This window comes from Streptomyces sp. SLBN-8D4, from assembly GCF_049739545.1.
GTDB classification, from domain to species: Bacteria; Actinomycetota; Actinomycetes; order Streptomycetales; family Streptomycetaceae; genus Streptomyces; species Streptomyces canus_C.
Map to the genome: position 1 here is coordinate 9,726,241 of NZ_JBMGQC010000001.1, position 16,191 is coordinate 9,742,431.

General features: G+C 69.7%; 13 protein-coding genes. 2 read left to right on the forward strand and 11 right to left on the reverse strand.

Annotated elements, in window-relative coordinates:
* Positions 1 to 455: 455 nt before the first annotated feature.
* From ligA to RKD20_RS44220, 3 genes are all read right to left on the reverse strand, one after another.
* The gene (gene ligA / locus RKD20_RS44210) at positions 456 to 2,555 is read right to left on the reverse strand and encodes an NAD-dependent DNA ligase LigA (protein WP_424882672.1); all 2,100 of its coding nucleotides are present in this window, start codon (positions 2,553 to 2,555) and stop codon (positions 456 to 458) included.
* Positions 2,556 to 2,898: 343 nt separating this feature from the next.
* Positions 2,899 to 3,870, reverse strand: a complete 972-nt coding sequence (locus tag RKD20_RS44215) for an anti-sigma factor RsbA family regulatory protein (protein WP_424882673.1) — start codon at positions 3,868 to 3,870, stop codon at positions 2,899 to 2,901.
* Positions 3,867 to 4,649 (reverse strand): MEDS domain-containing protein, encoded by a 783-nt coding sequence (locus RKD20_RS44220; protein WP_424882674.1) that lies wholly within the window; start codon positions 4,647 to 4,649, stop codon positions 3,867 to 3,869. Before RKD20_RS44220 ends, RKD20_RS44215 begins: the two co-directional genes overlap by 4 nt.
* A 309-nt stretch (positions 4,650 to 4,958) precedes the next feature.
* Between RKD20_RS44220 and RKD20_RS44225 the strand changes: the two genes are divergently transcribed.
* Positions 4,959 to 5,312, forward strand: a complete 354-nt coding sequence (locus tag RKD20_RS44225) for a cupin domain-containing protein (protein WP_424882675.1) — start codon at positions 4,959 to 4,961, stop codon at positions 5,310 to 5,312.
* Between the two features lie 88 nt (positions 5,313 to 5,400).
* On the opposite strand, the gene RKD20_RS44230 is transcribed toward RKD20_RS44225, so the two are convergent.
* The 8 genes from RKD20_RS44230 to solA all read right to left on the reverse strand — a co-directional run bounded on the left by RKD20_RS44230 (position 5,401) and on the right by solA (position 14,138).
* A complete protein-coding gene (locus tag RKD20_RS44230; protein ID WP_424882676.1) occupies positions 5,401 to 6,384 on the reverse strand; it encodes a D-2-hydroxyacid dehydrogenase in 984 nt (327 codons plus the stop codon).
* A 1-nt stretch (position 6,385) separates the two neighbouring features.
* Complete coding sequence (locus tag RKD20_RS44235) at positions 6,386 to 7,837, reverse strand: NAD-dependent succinate-semialdehyde dehydrogenase (RefSeq protein WP_424882677.1); 1,452 nt, start codon at positions 7,835 to 7,837, stop codon at positions 6,386 to 6,388.
* Between the two features lie 41 nt (positions 7,838 to 7,878).
* Complete coding sequence (locus RKD20_RS44240; protein WP_424882678.1) at positions 7,879 to 9,159, reverse strand: NAD(P)/FAD-dependent oxidoreductase; 1,281 nt, start codon at positions 9,157 to 9,159, stop codon at positions 7,879 to 7,881.
* 189 nt (positions 9,160 to 9,348) lie between these two features.
* Entirely contained in the window at positions 9,349 to 10,116 is a 768-nt protein-coding gene (locus RKD20_RS44245) for an amino acid ABC transporter ATP-binding protein (protein ID WP_424882679.1), read from the reverse strand.
* Positions 10,113 to 11,030, reverse strand: coding sequence for an amino acid ABC transporter permease (locus RKD20_RS44250; protein WP_424882680.1), 918 nt, complete (start codon positions 11,028 to 11,030; stop codon positions 10,113 to 10,115). The genes RKD20_RS44245 and RKD20_RS44250 overlap by 4 nt, the downstream gene beginning before the upstream one ends.
* Before the next feature lie 46 nt (positions 11,031 to 11,076).
* Positions 11,077 to 12,096 carry an ABC transporter substrate-binding protein gene (locus RKD20_RS44255; protein ID WP_424882681.1) on the reverse strand — a complete coding sequence of 340 codons (1,020 nt, stop codon included), beginning with the start codon at positions 12,094 to 12,096 and terminating at the stop codon, positions 11,077 to 11,079.
* 107 nt (positions 12,097 to 12,203) lie between these two features.
* Positions 12,204 to 12,884, reverse strand: a complete 681-nt coding sequence (locus RKD20_RS44260) for a haloacid dehalogenase type II (RefSeq protein WP_424882682.1) — start codon at positions 12,882 to 12,884, stop codon at positions 12,204 to 12,206.
* Positions 12,885 to 13,001: 117 nt separating this feature from the next.
* A complete protein-coding gene (gene solA / locus RKD20_RS44265; RefSeq protein ID WP_424882683.1) occupies positions 13,002 to 14,138 on the reverse strand; it encodes an N-methyl-L-tryptophan oxidase in 1,137 nt (378 codons plus the stop codon).
* A 276-nt stretch (positions 14,139 to 14,414) separates the two neighbouring features.
* Between solA and RKD20_RS44270 the strand changes: the two genes are divergently transcribed.
* Positions 14,415 to 16,037 (forward strand): PucR family transcriptional regulator, encoded by a 1,623-nt coding sequence (locus RKD20_RS44270; protein ID WP_424882684.1) that lies wholly within the window; start codon positions 14,415 to 14,417, stop codon positions 16,035 to 16,037.
* Positions 16,038 to 16,191: the final 154 nt, after the last annotated feature.

Consider the following 16,191-nt stretch of genomic DNA (forward strand, 5'->3'; position numbering starts at 1 on the left):
CTCGATGCTGGGTGGCACAAGGCGCTGGACTCGGCGAGAAGAAGCTTCGTCGGGGTCGTCCCGAGGTGCGGGCGCAGCGCGAGTCGTGCCCCGGGTCTGTGAATCGGCCACTGCCGCCCGTCGCTCGTCGCACCCTGCGGCCGCCGTCCCGTCAAGTCGGTCTCGCAGCACCAGGGATGACTGCCGGCCGCCCAGGCCGGCGGCCGGCGCGTGAAGGCCCCGGCTGGACGGGGGAGACCAGCCGGGGCCGTAGGGCGGTGGCGTGCGGAGGGCGGTCGCCTCTCGGCGGGGTGCTCCATGGGGCTTCAGCCGGACGATCGTCCCCATGGGCGGAAGGTGAGGCCCGGGGACACTGTCCCCTCCACCAGCCACATACACATGAACGGTCCACCGTGGTGCGGTGTTCCCGCTCACTGTCCTCGTCGCGGTGAGCTGCGGCACACCCGTCGTAGTGGTCAGTTCGCGAAGTCGGCGACCAGGGCGGCGAATTCCTCCGGGGTGGCCAGACGGATGCCGAGGTCTTCGGCCTTGGCGCGCTTGGATCCCGCGCCCTCCCCGGCCACGACCAGGGTGGTCTTCCTGGAGACGCTGGAGGAGGAGCGGCCGCCGGCGCGTTCGATCAGTTCGTTCATCTGGTTGCGGCTGAGTTTCTCCAGTGCGCCGGTCATCGCGCCGGTGACCACAACCGTCATCCCGGCCAGCGGCCCGGCCGCCACGTCCGTGCCGCCGGCAGCGGCAGCGGCAGCGGCAGCGGTGTCGCCGGCCGCGGGCGGCGGCGGGGTCGCGCCGGGTTCGGTCATGTTCACCCCTGCCGCCGTGAGTTTGTCGATGAGCGGGGCGAGTTCCGTGAGTTCGGCGACGATCGAAGGGGCCTTCTCGGGGCCGATGCCCTCGACCTGCTGCATGGTTTCGGCGTCGGCGGAGCGGACGTTGTCCATGGTGGCGAAATGGCGGGCGATGCGGCGGGACATGGAACGTCCGGTGCCGCGGACTCCGAGCGCGCACAGCACCCGCGACAGCGGACGGTCCTTGGCCGCGGTGATCGCGGCGAGCAGGTTGTCGGTGCTGGTCGCGCCCATCCGCTCCAGCGCCAGGAGTTGGTCGCGGGTGAGGGTGAAAAGGTCGGCGAGATCGGCCACCAGGCCGGCCTCGACGAGCTGCACGATGCGGGTGGCGCCCAGGCCCTCGATGTCGAGCTGGTCGCGGCCCGCGGCGTAGGACAGGGAGGCGACCAGATGGCAGTTACGTCCCTGCTCGCACCGCCAGCGCTCCTGGGTGGTGTCGATGGCGGAGCCGCACCGTGGGCACACCTCGGGGAACACGATCGGCCGCTCGTCGCCGGTGCGCAGGTGGGCGACCGGTGCCTCGATGCGCGGGATGACGTCGCCGGCGCGATGGACCATGACATGGTCGCCCAGGCGCAGGTCGCGGCGGGTGATGTCGGCCGGGTTGTGCAACGTGGCGTAGGTGATGGTGGCGCCCTCGATCTCCACCGGCTCCAGGACGCCGCGAGGCGCGATGATCCCGGTGCGGCCCACGTTCCACTCCACCTCGACCAGGCGGGTGATCTTCTCCACGGCGGGAAGCTTGTAAGCGATCGCCCAGCGGGGCGCACGCGACCCGGATCCCGCGGCCTGCTGGTCGGCGGCCAGGTCGGCCTTGATGACGATGCCGTCGATCCCGAAGGGCAGCTCGGCGCGTAGCGCGGCGATCTCCCGCACCCTTTCCAAGACCTCCTCCACGGACCTGGCGACGGTCCCGGGGACCGCGGTGGCGGCAGGAGTGTGCACCCCCAGTCGAGCGGCCAGGACCATCAGCTCGCTGTGCGCGAGTCCGTGCAGCCGCTCGGCGAGCTCGGCGCCGGTGTCGGCCAGGGGCAGCAGGCCATAGCCGAAGAACGTCATCGCCACCGTGTACGCGCGGTCCTTGGCCCGCAGTGTGCCCGCGGACGCGCCGCGCGGATTGGCGAAGGGCTGCCCGCCGTGCGCGGTGCGCACCTCGTTGGCGTGCTCGAACTGGGCCGTCGTCATGAGAACTTCGCCGCGCACCTCCACCGTGACCGGCTGGTCCAGCTTCTCCGGCAGCCCTTCGAGGGTGCCGATCGCGTGCGAGACGTCCTCCCCGGCGAGTCCGTCGCCGCGGGTGATCAGCCGCGTCAGCCGGCCGCGGGTGTATCGGGCCGCGACGGCGAGCCCGTCGAGCTTCGGCTCGACACTGAACCGGGTGAGGTCGTGGCCCACCCTGCGGGCCAGCGAGTCGGTCCAGGCCGTGAACTCCTCCGGCGAGAACACGTTGTCCAGACTCAGCATCGCCACCGTGTGCGGCACATCGCCCTCGACCGCGCCGCCGGCGACCTTGCCCGTGGGGGAGTGCGGCAGCACCTGGTCCGGATGTGCGGCCTCCCATGCGGCGATGCCGCGCACCAGCCGGTCGTAGGCGTCGTCATCCAGGGGAGAGGCGCCGCCCTCGTAGTAGGCGGTGGCGGCCTGGACCGCGCCCTCGACCGCCTGGGCGTAGGCAGCGGCATCCACGATCTGCGCAGCGGGTGTCGTCATGCCGCCATCCTGACGGGCACCACTGACAATGCCTCCCGTCGACGCCTCTGGGGGAGCAGCCGGACCCGGGCGGTGTGGCCGATCCATGGGCGCCTCACGGGACCTGCCCGCCGACCAAGCGCGGCCCGCTCCAGTTGATGCCATCACGACTCCGTCCCGGCCGGCGTCGGACAGTACGCGATCGCGGCGTACGCCGTCGCGCAGCAGGTTGAGGACGTGGGTGAGGTCGGTGCGCGTCCGTGCACGGGATGCCTCGCGCTTGGCCGTGCCGCAGACCCCGGGCAGACCGCGACCGACTTCACCGCCGGCTTCGGACACAGCGTCGCCGACGAACCTGTCCTGGTCAGCCGGTGAGACAGGTGTGGAGGCGGACCGTGGTGCCGGTGTCGGGGGTGGAGCGGATTTCGACGAGGTCGCAGAGTTGGTGGGCGAGCCACAGGCCCCGCCCGCCGGTCTGGGTGCTGGTCGGCCTGTGCCGTCCCACCAGGGGGTCTGCGATGTAGCCGGCGTCGCGGAACTCGCACACGAGCCGCTGGTCCTCGCTCCAGGTGCGCAGCGTGCCGTGTCCGCCGCCGTGGCGGATGCTGTTGGTGGCGATCTCGGTGGCGGCCAGGTGCAGCTCGCGCAGTCGGCGGTCGGGGAGCCCGAGCTGTTCGGCGCAGGCCGAGATCTTCTCCCGCAGGGCGGGCAGGTCGCCGCTGGCGTAGATGAATTCCTCGTAGGGGTCGCACGGGCGGCTCAGCTGAACGAAGTCGAACGGAGCCTGCGGGTCGTAGCCCGGGCACGGTGTGCTGCGCCCGCCCGAGCGGATCTGGGGATGGCAGCGGCTCAGCTGCTCCAGGGCGGCCTTGTCACCGGCCTTGTCACCGGCGGTGTCGTAGGGGCACAGCAGCCACCAGGCGGGGCCGTCCGCGAAGGCCTTGTTCAGCAGCCACTCGTGATAGCGCAGCTGTTCCGCCTGCGCCGGGCTGCTTACTTCGTCCCAGGGGGACTCGCCGATCCCGCGCACGGGGCGCCCCCCGGCGGCATGCTCCTTGATCCAGTCCTGCCAGGCTCCGATCAGCCGGCCCGGGTAGTGCGCCACAGCGCTGGTGTCGACGTAGCGGACGGTGCCGTCTTCGGGCACCTCGGAGCGCAGCAGGGACGCCTTGGCCTCGGGGACGGCCACCACGACCGCCTCACCGTCGTCAAGGGCTTCCTGGATGAAGCCGACGGTGCCCTGCAGGAACTCGTCGCGGCCCGCGTACGGATACAGCTCGTGCCGGTACCCGGCCTGCGCCGACGGGGGAGTGTCGGAATGCGAAGGGAGGGTCATGGCGCCACCACCACCGGAATCGAAGGGACGGCGTAGCCGGACAGCTCCCACGCCAGCCGGACCGTTTCGTTCGTGCCTTCCAGGACGACTTTGCGATCGGGAAGATGCCGGGAGGCATCGGCCAGGGTGCCCATCGCGGCCGCGTCGAAGAATTCCAGGCCGTGGCAGAGCAGGCGCACGGTCGCGGTCTGTGCGAGCAGCGTGCACAGAACCGCACCGAAAGCGTCTGCGCCTTCGGCGTCGATGACCCCGTTCACCGTCCAGCCTTCCTTTCCCGTCCGGTAGACCTGGAATGCGGGCGATGCCGGACGGCTGCCCAGGTGGTGGGGGTGCACACACCTGATTTCCTCCAGTGCAGAAGCGCCCCACTCGGCACCGCGGTAGGCGCAGACCACCAGGGCGCCGCTGTCGGCGGCGAACTCCTCCAGATCCAGTTCACTGCGCAGCAGCTCCTCAGGGCCCTCGGGCCAGACGCCGGGGGTCACGTGGTGCAGCACGCGCAACGACCGGTACCCCTCCCGTCCGGCGGTCTCCGCTTCGCGGCGCACCGCGGCGATCAGGGGGCCGTCCAGCCGGGCCGGGTCGAGCACAGTCTGGGCGAGCCGGCCCGCCGTCTCCATGGCCGGGCCGACGATCATCACCTTGTCCCCGAACAGGGCCCCGTCCGCCACGAAGGCCCGGCTGCGGTCCATGACGTCGTCCGCCGGCCCCATCAGCTGGCAGACGTGATCACCGGTGCCGGCCTCGTCGAGTGTGGCCAGGGTGCGCGCCGCTCTCACCGATCCTCCCTCGCTTTGGTGCGCTCACCCTACTGACTTGCTCCTCTCAGTGTCGGGGCGGGCAGCCTCGGCACGGGACGCGCGGGCATCTGCACCGCAGGCCCGAGGGGGCGTGCGAGTGGGACAGGTCCAGCCTGAAGAGGGGCCTTGGGGCAAGGCCCCTCTGCTTCTGACCCCCTGCCTGACACAGCGTCCGGATGTCGTGCTCTCAACGGACAGATCACATGTGTCTCTGTGCGGGGTGGGGCGGACATAGTCGATGGACGTCCGCTCCTGATTCGTCGTTGTCACATCCACGAAAGGCACAGCATGTCGCTCCTGAAGACCATCGATCCCGACCCGTCCTTCGCACCCCAGGAGTCCGGCCCGCTGCCGGAGCGCCTTATTTCCGGCGACCCCACGTACAAGACCTGGGCCCAGGACACCGCTCGCGGGGAAACGATCAAAACGGGTGTCTGGGAGGCCACACCCGGCGAGACTCGTTCGATCAAGGGCGAGCTCTTCGAGTTCTGCCACCTCCTTTCCGGCGTCATAGAAATCACACCGGAGGGCGGCGAGCCGGTGGTCTACAAGGCAGGGGACAGTTTTGTCATGAAGCCGGGCTTCGTCGGCGTCTGGAAGACCATTGAAACCGTGCGCAAGGTCTACCTGACCGTTTCGTAGGCTCAGCTCGCCGCAGGTCAGAGGGAAGGGCAGGGAGCCCGCGGCCCGGCCGGTAGGAATTACCGGCCGGGCCGCGGGCTCCCTGCCCTCATGCGGGGTGCGTGTCGTCGACCACGTATCCGCGCCGCTTGTTCACCACGTTGCGCAGCGGCCGGCCCTCGATGCGGCGGGCGAAGTTGTCGAGGAACACCTCGATGAGCGCCTCCCGTTCGCTGGTGGTCTCGCCCGCCGTATGGGGGGAGATCATCACGCCGGGCATGTTCCACAGAGGGGATTCGGCAGGCAGGGGCTCCTGGGCGAACACGTCCAGGGCTGCGCCGGCGAGCCGTCCGGCGGCGAGATGGTCGACCAGCGCCTCCTCGTCGACGAGTCCGCCCCGGCCTACGTTGATCAGCCGCGCCCCCGGCTTCATCGCGGCAAGCACGGGGGCGTCGACCATTCCCCGGGTGCCCTGGGTGAGCGGGGCGGCCAGGACGACATAGTCCGCTTCTGTCAGTGCGGAGCGCAGGGTCGCCGCGCCGTGAACCGTGCCGAAGTCCGGGTCGTCCGTGCGGGACTTGCGTCCCGCACCGCTCACCCGCATCCCGACGGCGCGCAGCATCCGGGCGATGGCCCGGCCGATCGGCCCCGTCCCCCAGACCAGCACAGTGCGTCCGGTGATGCCGTCGCTGGGGCGCGGACGCCACTCGCGGCGCCGCTGGTGCTCCCACGTACCGGGGAAGTCCTTGGCGAGGGCGAGGATCAGGCCCAGCACGTACTCGGCGGTCGGCTGCTCGTAGACCCCGCGGGCGTTGGTCAGGACAAGGTGCGGATCGTCCACCAGGGCGGGGAACAGGAAGGAGTCCACGCCCGCGGAGGACGCGTGGACCCAGCGGGGCGCCTTCCGCGGATCATCGGGCCACGCCTCCCGGATGGCCGGGGTGATGGTCACCCAGGCCATGAGGACGTCGGCGCCGGGGAGGAGGTAGGGCAGTTCCTCCTCCGTGGCGTAGACGGTGTCCGCGAAGCTTTCGATGCGTGCGGCTGCGGGGGGCCGGTTGCCGCGGTAGAGGACGACGAGTCGCTCGCGCATGTCAGGCTCCGACGGGGACGGCCATGTACTTGTACTCCAGGAACTCGTCGATGCCGACGAGTCCGCCTTCGCGGCCCAGGCCGGACTGCTTGACACCGCCGAAGGGCGCGGCGGGGTTGGAGACCAGTCCGGTGTTGATGCCGATCATGCCGCTTTCGAGGCGTTCGGCGACCCGCAGGGCGCGGTCGAGGTTCTGGGTGAACAGGTAGGCGGCGAGACCGAATTCGGTGTCGTTGGCGGCGGCGACGGCCTCGTCCTCCGTCTCGAAGGCACGGATCGCGGCGACGGGGCCGAAGATCTCGTTGTCGATGATCGCGGCGTCGGGGGCGATGCCGGTGAGGACGGTGGGCGGGTAGAAGCAGCCCGGTCCCTCGGGGAGTTCACCGCCGGTCAGGGCGGTGGCACCGCGCTTGACGGCGTCCCGCACCAGGTCGTGCGCCTTGCTGCGGCCGGCGAGGTCGATGAGGGGGCCGACGTCGGTGCCGGGTTCGGTGCCGGGCCCGACGGTGAGGGCGGCCATGCGGGCGGTGAGGCGCTGGGCGAACTCGTCGGCGACGGACGTGTGGACGAGGATGCGGTTGGCCGCGCAGCAGGACTCGCCCATGTTGCGCATCTTGGCGACCATGGTGCCCTCGACGGCGGTGTCGAGGTCGGCGTCGTCGAAGACGATGAGGGGGGCGTTGCCGCCCAGTTCCATGGAGGTGCGGATGACAGTGTCGGCGCACTGGGCCAGCAGGATCCGCCCGACCTGGGTGGAGCCGGTGAAGGAGAGCTTGCGGATCTTCCCACCGCGCAGGAGGGGTTCGACGACGCCGGCGGCGTCGGTGGTGGTGACGATGTTCAGCACACCGGCCGGCAGGCCCGCTTCGGTGAGGATCTCCGCCAGTGCGAGGCTGGTCAGGGGGGTCTGGGGGGCGGGTTTGAGGACGATGGTGCAGCCGGCGGCGATGGCGGGGCCGATCTTGCGAGTGCCCATGGCCAGGGGGAAGTTCCAGGGAGTGATGAGGAGGCAGGGGCCGACGGGCTGACGGGTGACCAGCAGTCGGTTCCTGCCGTCGGGGGCGGTCATCATGCCGCCGTCGATGCGGACGGCTTCCTCGGAGAACCAGCGGAAGAACTCCGCGCCGTAGGCGACCTCGGCACGCGCCTCGGCCAGTGGCTTGCCCATCTCCAGGGTTATCAGCAGCGCGAGGTCCTCGGTGCGCGCGATGATGATGTCGTAGGCGCGGCGCAGGATCTCACTGCGCACGCGAGGCGGGGTGGCAGCCCAGGCGGCCTGCGCGGCGACCGCCGCCTCGACCGCACGACGGCCGTCGGCGGGTGAGGCGTCGGCGATCTGGCATAGTTCCTCGCCGGTGGCGGGGTTGTCGACGCACAGGGTCCGGCCGGACTCCGCGTCCTGCCAATCGCCGTCGATGAACAGCTGCTTGGGAACATCACGGACGACAGTCATGATGGGTGTCTCCTTGTAGGTGTAGAGAGTCTGCCGACCAGTCAGCGGATGCGGTCGAGCGTCTTGTAGTAGGCGCCCGCGAAGGGCAGGAACCAGGCGGTGCCGTTGTAGAGGGGGATGCGGGGCGGCGCGATGTCGCGGACGGGGTTGACCTCGGGGTGGCCGTCCATCACCTCGGCCATGACGTGCCCCATGTGGGTGGCCATCTGCACGCCGTGGCCGGCGTATCCCATGGAGTAGTGGACGCCGTCCTCGGTCTGCCCGGCGTGCACGATGCGGTCCATGGCGAAGCCGACGGAGCCGCCCCACACGTACTCGATCCTGGTCCGGGAGAGCTGGGGGAAGATCCCGCACATCTCACGGAACAGGACGGCCCCGCTCTTCTTGTCGGAGGTGGGGTCGGACGGTGCGAATCGGGCGCGGCCGCCGAACAGCAGCCGGTTGTCCGGGGTGAGTCGGAAGTAGTGACAGACCTTGTTGGAGTCGACGATGAGGCGGGCCTTGGGGATTATGTCCCGGGCGAGCTCCTCACCGAGCGGCTCCGTGACGATGATGAAGCTGCCCACGCAGACCTGCTGTCGGCGCAGCCACGGGAAGTTCTTGTCGGTGTAGGCGTCGGTGGCCATCATGACCTGCCCGGTACGGATCACACCGTGCTCGGTATCGACCTCGAACCGGCCGGCGGCGGTACGCCGTATGCCGATGGCCGCGTTGCGCTCGTGGATCTCGACACCGGCGCGCTCGCACGCCTCGGCCATACCGCGCACGAAGCGGCCGACGTGCAGGGCCGCGCTGAACGGGTCGAGCAGGCCTCCGTGGTAGGCGTCGGATCCGATCTCGGAACGCAGCTCGGCCTTGCCGATCAGAGTGGTCTCGTGTCCGAAGTACTTGGCCAGGTCGCGCTGTTGGGCCTTCTTGCTCTCGAAGTGGGCGGGGCGGGACGCGACACCCAGGCGGCCGACGCGGCGGAACTCGCAGTCGATGGACTCCTCGTTCACGAGCCGCTCGACGGTGTCCACGGCCTCGCCGTAGGAGTTGTAGATCTCACGGGCCCCTTCGAGCCCGTACCGGCGGACGGCCTGGCCCACACCGATGGTGAACCCCAGGTTGGCCATGCCGCCGTTGCGGGCGGAGGCCCCGGAGCCGATCTGGCCCTTTTCGACGAGGGTGACGCGGGCGCCCTTGCGGGCGGAGTGCAGGGCGGTGGACAGACCCGTCAGGCCGGCGCCGACGACCACCAGGTCGGTGTCCTCGGCCAGCGGCTTGCCGGATCGGTCGGGAAACGACCCGGCGGTGTCTATCCAGTAGGGAATCGTCTTCATGTCGGGTCCTTAGCGGGGAGTTTCGAAGTGGGGGCGGCCGGGCGCGGCCCGGGCCGGCGGAAGGGCCGGTAAGGGGTTCTACGGGCAGGACGTTCTGACCGCCCCGTTGGCCGCCGAGTTGGAGGACGAGTCGGCCGACGTCTTCTCCGGACTGGTTGCCGGAGCCGCTTCCAGGTGTCCTGGCCGCTTCTACAGCACCCTTTCGAGGAAGGCCTGGGTTCGTTTCTCGCGTGGGTTGGCCAGGACTTCGCGGGCGTCGCCGCGCTCGACTGCGATGCCTTCGTCCATGAAGAGCACTTCGTCGGCGACCTCGCGGGCGAAGCCCATCTCGTGGGTGACGAGCAGCATGGTCATTCCGTTGCCGGCGAGGTCGCGCATGACGGCGAGCACTTCACCCACGCGCTCGGGGTCCAGCGCGCTGGTGGGTTCGTCGAACAGCATGATGGTGGGTTCCATGGCCAGCGCGCGGGCGATGGCCACGCGTTGCTGCTGGCCGCCGGAGAGCTGGGCGGGGTACTTGTGGCCACAGCCCTTGAGGCCGACCTTGGCCAGCAGCTCCTGTGCCTGCTCCCGGCAGGAGGCGCGGTTCTTCTTCTGCACCAGCACCGGTCCGGCCATGACATTGCTCTCGGCGGTCATGTTGGGGAACAGGTTGAACTGCTGGAAGACCATGCCGATGCGGGCGCGCTGCTCGGCCAGCCGCTTCGGGCGCACGGCGTGGTAGGCGTCGTCCTTCTCGACGTAGCCGAAGTCCTCCCCGTTGACCTTCAGGACTCCGCGGTCGACGGTCTCCAGCCCGTTGACGCACCGCAGCAGTGTCGATTTGCCCGATCCGCTCGGCCCGATGATGCAGGAGATCTCCCCGGCCGCGACGGTCAGGTCGATGTCACGCAGGACCTGGTGACGTCCGAAGCTCTTGCACAGCTTGCGTGCGACGATCGTTCCGTCGGCGTTCACAGCAGGGACTCCCTCGTGGTGGGAACGGGCCGGCCCGCCCCCAGCTCGGCCGGGGCCGCGGCCGGGGTCAGCCGCGCCCGGGTCGAGCGGGAGAAACGGCGCTCGATCATGGACTGCGGCACGCTCAGCACCAGCGTCATGATCAGGTACCAGAGGCTGGCCACGATCAGCAGCGGAATCGTCTGGTAGTTGCGGGCGTAGATCGACTGTGCGCTGTTCAGCAGGTCGGCGACGCCGAGCACGCTCACCAGCGAGGTCTCCTTGAGCATGCCGATCACCTGGTTGCCGGTGGCCGGGATGACCGCCGGCATGGTCTGCGGGATGATCACATGCCGGAGCTTGGTGAACCCCGACATGCCCAGGGACTCCGCCGCCTCGTGCTGTCCGCGACTGACCGAGGCGAACCCGCCGCGGATGATCTCGGACATGTAGGCGGCCTGGTTGAGCGTCAGCCCCACGACGGCCGCGGTCATCGGCGTCATGATCGCGTTCACGTTCACCGGTGTGGAGATGTCGGTGAACGGGATGCCGACCGAGAGGTGCGGGTACAGCGCCGCGATGTTGAACCAGAAGACCAGCTGCACGAGCACCGGGGTGCCGCGGAAGAAGGTGATGTAGAGCTGTGCGAGCCCGGAGACGGGCCGCTGGTGCGACATGCGCATCACCGCCAGCACCAGCCCGAGCAGCGTGCCCAGAGCCATGCTCGCCACGGTCAGGAGGAGCGTGATCAGCAGGCCGTTGAGGATGGTCTCAGTGGTGAAGTAGCTGAACACCACCGGCCAGCGATAGTTCTCGTTCGTCACCGCGGTCCACACCAGACCGGCGACGATCGCGATCGCGACGGCCCAGGCGACGTAGTCGCGCGGTCGTTTCGGCGTGATCCGCTTCTTTTCTTCGGCCAGCAGTGGTGACACCGGTCGGCTCCTGGTCGTCGTGGTCTCGATCACGTCCATCGGCGTCTCAGTCCTGCGGGACGGCCATGGCCGCGGTCTTGATCCCGAGGTCCTTGAGACCCCAGCGGCCCAGCGCCTGGGTGTACTTGGGGTCGTCGATGATCGACTGGATGGCAGCCTTCACCGCGGGGGTCAGCGGCGAGTCCTTCTTCAGCGCGACGGTCGCGGGCTTGGTGGCCACCAGGGGCTTGAGGACGTCGAACGTCTTGGGCTGCTGCGCGGCCGCCCACTCGAGCGAGATGAAGTCGTACATCACCGCGTCGATCCGCTTGGAGACCAGCTGGGTCAGAGCATCGTTCACGCTGGGCAGGGACACCGACTTGATGGCCGGCTTGCCCTTGCTCGTACAGTCCTGCTTGGACAGCTGGGGCAGCCACTGGAGCTCCGCGGTGCTGCCGGAGGGGACGGCGACGCGGTGCCCGCACAGCGTGTGGGTGCCCAGCTTCTGCGGGTTGCCCCAGGGGACGGACACTCCGGTCCCGGAGTTGACGTAGTCGATCATGTCGAGCACCTTCAGCCGGTCGCTGGTGGCACCCATGGTGGAGGCGGTGAAGTCGTACCGGTCGGCCTGCAGTCCGGTGATGATGGTGTCGAACTTGACGTTGTTGATCTGGAGTTTCAGGCCGAGCTTGGCGGCGATCAGCCGGGCCATGTCCGGGTTGAAACCGATCGGGGTCTTGTTGTCCGATGCCATGAACGTGGTGGGCGGGTACGACAGGTCCATGGCCACCGAGAGCGTGCCCTTGGCCTTGACCGCCGCGGGCAGCAGTTTCACCGCGTTCTGGTCCGGCTTCACGCCCACCGAGATGTCGTCGGTGTGCTCGGCGGACGCGCCGGCTCCCCCGCCCTGCGTCGTGCCTTTCGCCGCCGCGTTCTGTGCCGTGCCGGTCGCCCCGCACGCGGCGAGCGCGAGGGCCAGGGCGGTGGTGGCGATCGGGATGCTCAGGTGTCTGTTGACCTGCATCGACGCGGCCACGGCGCCTGCGGTGCGGAATACGTTTCTGCGGCCTGTCCGGTTGGTTTCCATGGCGGTGCCTCCTGGGGATACGGGGATACGGGGAATCCGTGATGCGGGGACGACGTGCGGATCGGACGGGGGGGGGGGGGGGCGGGTCAGCGGGTGCGCGTCACGCGTCAGATGCCGAGCATCTGGTTGAGCTCGTCCAGGGACTTGACGGTCACGTAGTCGTAGCCGTGGGTGACCGGGTCGCAGCCGCGGTCCAGCAGGACGAGGTTGCGGAAGCCCATGTCGTGCATCGGCATCAGGTCGTAGCGGGTGTGCGAGGAGACGTGCACGAAGTCCTCGGGGGACGCGTCGAGCTGGTCGAGCATGTACTCGAACGCGGCGTAGCGGGGCTTGTAGTAGCCGGCCTGCTCCGCGGTGAAGACGGCGTGGAAGTCGGCGCCCAGCCGCGGCACGCTTTCCGCGAGGAAGGAGTCGTCGGCGTTGGACAGGATCACCAGCTTGTAGTGCTCACCCATCTTCTTCAGCGGCTCCGGCACGTCGGCGTGCGGGCCCCAGCTGCGCACACCGTCGGCGAGCCGCTTGCCCGCGTCCGGGGCCGCCTTGACGCCCCACTTGCGGCAGACCCGCTCGAAGGCGGCCTGCAGCGTCTGCTCGTAGGGGTAGTACTTGTCGAGGACCGAGTCGTAGCGGTAGCCGCGGAACTCCTTGACGAACTGGTCCCACTGCTCGGCGGGGATCTGGTCGCCGACGAGTTCACGCGTGATGGGGGTCATCGGCCACTCGATCAACGTCCCGTAGCAGTCGAACGAGACGTACTTCGGGCGGAACTGGAACGAGGGAATGGGCATGGAAGTACTCCACTTTCTTGCGTCGGGGAACCGGTCAGGGCCGGCGCGGCCCTTTTTGGACATGCTTACGACAGAAACGTCAGAAGTGGGGGTGATGACGTCGGCAACCGCCGGGGATCAGGCGGCGCCGACTCCTGCCGGAGCAAGGAAGTCGACAGGGTGCTCCGTGGTGCCGTCGAGCGCCAGGTCGGCGGCGATCTCTCCCATCGCGGGCGAGAACTTGAAACCGCTGCCGGAGAACCCGGCCATGACGATGATGTCGTCCTCGCCGGGGAGATGACCGACGAGCGGGTTTCCGGACTCCGTGTAGCCCTCCATGTAGGCCGACGTCCTGATGGGGTCGGGGTTCAGGTCGGGCATGAGTTCACCGATGAGCTCGCGGAAGACACCGAGTTCTTCGGGGCGGACGGTACGGTCGAGCCGATCGGGCTCGGGCACCGGCGCGTGGTATTTGAAGGAGAGACCGAGCTTGACGGAGATGCCGTCGGGCGACGGGATCCCGAAGCAGTCGTGGGGTGCGGCGCGCACGAAGGAAGGGGCACCGCCCGCGAACCAGTCGTGGCGGGTGGGCAGGTGCCAGGAGCAGACCACCCGGCGGACGTCGACGGTCCGGGGGAGGTCCGGGAGCAGGGTGTTGATCCAGGGGCCCACGGTCACCACGGCGGCGTCCACGTGGTCCGTGCCCAGGTCGGTGACGATCTGCACCCCGCCGCCCGGCGCGGGGACGACCTCGCGCACCGTGGTGTAGCGGTGCAGCCGGGCGCCCAGCTGTTCGGCGCGGGCGGCGGCGGCCTGGATCGACGCCTCCGGCCTGATGACGGCGCCCAGCCGGTCGAGGACGGCGGTGTGTCCGTCCGGGAGCCGGTGCTGCGGGTAGCGGCGGCCGAGTTCCCTCCGGTCCAGGACCTCGTGATCCAGCCCATGGGCGGCGCTGGTGGACAGGAGGAGGCATATGGACGGAGAGGCGGTCTCTCCCATCACGAGGCTGCCGCTGCGGCGTCTCAGCGACCGGCCCGTCTCCGCCTGGAGCTGCTCCCACATCCGGTCCGCCAGCCGCAGCAGCGGAATGTACGCGGGCTCGCCGAGGTGGGCGGCTCGGTAGATCCGGCTCTCGCCCCCGGCCGCGCCTCGGTCGTGACCCGGTGCGTAACGGTCGTAGCCGATGACCTCGGCTCCGCGGGCGGCCAGTCGCCACATGGCCTGGCTGCCCATGCTGCCGGCACCGATCACGGCGACGCGCTTCGGAATGCGCATGAGATCGCTCCGCTCGATGGTGTGGTCTGGGTGGAAGTCGCCCCAGCACGCTGCGGATACCGCGCGGACCTTTGCAGTTCGGATCCTGCTGGGGATGGCGTTCACTTTCCGCCCCGCGGAACCCGCAGGTCAACCCACACTGTGTTCCGCTTCAAGGCCTTCTCGAGACGGTCTGTCACTGCGGACGACCGGACTGCCCAAATGACGGCCCGCCTCTTGTCACGATGAGTGGCCGGTGCGAAGGTGAGCCCGATTCCCTCGGATGAAAGACCCCCTATGCCGCCCAGACACCATGCAAACGGGCACTTCCCTACCCTTGGGGAGGTACTGGGCCTGCCCGTGCTCGCCGAGGGCATGCCTCGTGTGCTGGCAGGCGAGGCACGGCTGGACAGCCCGGTGCGATGGGTGCACGTCACCGAGCTCCTCAACCCCGCGGACTTCCTGGAGGGCGGCGAGCTGATCCTGACGACCGGCGTGCCGCATCCAGAGGACGCCTCCGAGCTGCGCGGCTACGTCGACCAGCTCTCGGATGTCGGCGCGGCCGGCCTGATCGTGGAGCTCGGGTACCGGTACCAGAAGGTGCCCCAGGAGCTGGTGGCGGCGTGCCGTGCTCGTGATGTACCGCTGGTCGAGCTGGCCCGTGGCGTCCGGTTCATCGACGTCACGCAGACGGTGCACGCGCTCATCCTCGATGCCCAGGGCGCCCTGCTGCGCCGCGGGCGGGACATCCAGGACATCTTCACGGCCCTGACGCTGCGGGGCGCGGACCCCGAGGAACTGGTGCACACCACCGCGGAGCTCACCGGAGCCCCCGTGGTGCTGGAGGATCTCACCCACCGGGTCCTGATGTGCGAGCTGCTCGGGCGGCCGTACGAGCCGGTGGTGTCGGCCTGGTCGCGGCGTTCGCGGGCCGCCCCGACGCCGGAGAGGCTCACGCCCAGCGGCCCGGAGGGGTGGCTGATCGCGCCGGTGCAGGACCACCACGGCCCGTGGGGGCGACTGGTCCTGCTGGAGGACCGGCTGAGTGCCGAGCCCGACCCGGAACATGTCCTGGTGCTGGAGCGTGCGGCGGTCGCGCTGACCATGGCGCGTCTGGCGGGGCAGGCATGGTGGGAGCGCCGAGCCCACCGCTCCGTACTGCGGGACCTGTACGAACGGCGTTTCCGCTCCCCCGCGGACGCCCGCGCCCGCGCCGAGGCACTGGGACTGCCCACCCTTGGGCACCGCCTCTTCGCCGTGGTCATCCGCCACCCGTACACCGGCACCGAGGGGGAGCACCTCGACGAACGCATCGCGAAGGCGCTGACGCACACCGGTGTCCGCGCCCTGGTCGGCGAGACTGCCCCTGGCCGCATCGGCGTACTCATGGCTCTGGCACAGGCGAGCGCCTGGCAGCCGGTCGCCGAGCAGATCGGCCGCCTGACCCGGGAAGAGCTCGGACCGCGGGCCGTCGTCGCCGTCGGCCCCGGGGTGACCGACCTCGGCGGGATCGCCCGGTCGTGGCAGGAGGCGGAGCAGACGGCCGAGGCCATCACACCGGCCTCCCCGGAGCGGTGGTTCTACGTCCCCGCCGACGTCAGGCTGCCGGAGTTGCTGGGCGTCCTTCGGGAGGACACCCGTCTTCAGCGGTACGCGGAACGACAGCTGACCCGCCTCATCGAGCACGACGACCGCAACAACGGCGATCTGCTCCAGGCACTGCGCGCCTATCTGGCGGCGGCCGGGAACAAGTCGGTCGCGGCGAAACGCGCCGGCATGTCCCGGCAGGCGTACTACCAGCGTCTGCACACCATCGAGCGGCTCCTCGGCTGCGACCTGGAATCAGGTCTGGAGCGCACGTCCCTGCATGTCGCGGTGCTGGTTCTGGATGCGGGAGAAGCAGCTGTTCCCGGCGTGTGAAAAGAACGCAGACCGCAACCCGCGTCGCCCTGCGGCGACCGGTGTCCGGGGAGACGGCTCGTGCACCCGGGCGGCTCACGCAAGGGCGGAGGGCGCGCGGTAGTAGACCGGTGGGCGGCGCGTCGGCCCTGCCGCCCACCGCGGAAGAACATTG